At 57.8% G+C, this 282-nt stretch carries 1 protein-coding gene; it reads left to right on the top strand.

Going from position 1 to position 282, the window contains the following annotated elements; translation table 11 throughout:
* Nucleotides 1-282 (top strand): hypothetical protein (locus QUA97_RS25370; protein ID WP_333196912.1); only part of this gene is annotated, 282 nt, incomplete at both ends.

Consider the following 282-nt stretch of genomic DNA (forward strand, 5'->3'; position numbering starts at 1 on the left):
ATGCAGATACTGGGATTGTCACCTTCCCAGCGATTCCCAGCTTGCCTTCGGGTGCTCCTCCTGCCATTAACACAGTCAGCTTCATCGCACCTGCATCTGCATCCGGCAGCGTCAAGAACACCGCCAAGAGTGACTCCTCTACCCTAGATCCGACTCTCAGCAACAATGACGGTACTGCGCCCGGTGCTAGCGTCACCACGATTCTGACACCCAACCAAGCACCAGAGGCCACACCTACTAACCTCACGGTAGGGCCAAACAGCAGCGCGCCGGTGGCTGGAT

Origin of the sequence: Microcoleus sp. CZ3-B2, from assembly GCF_036705055.1 — a bacterium.
Taxonomy (GTDB): domain Bacteria; phylum Cyanobacteriota; class Cyanobacteriia; order Cyanobacteriales; family Microcoleaceae; genus Microcoleus.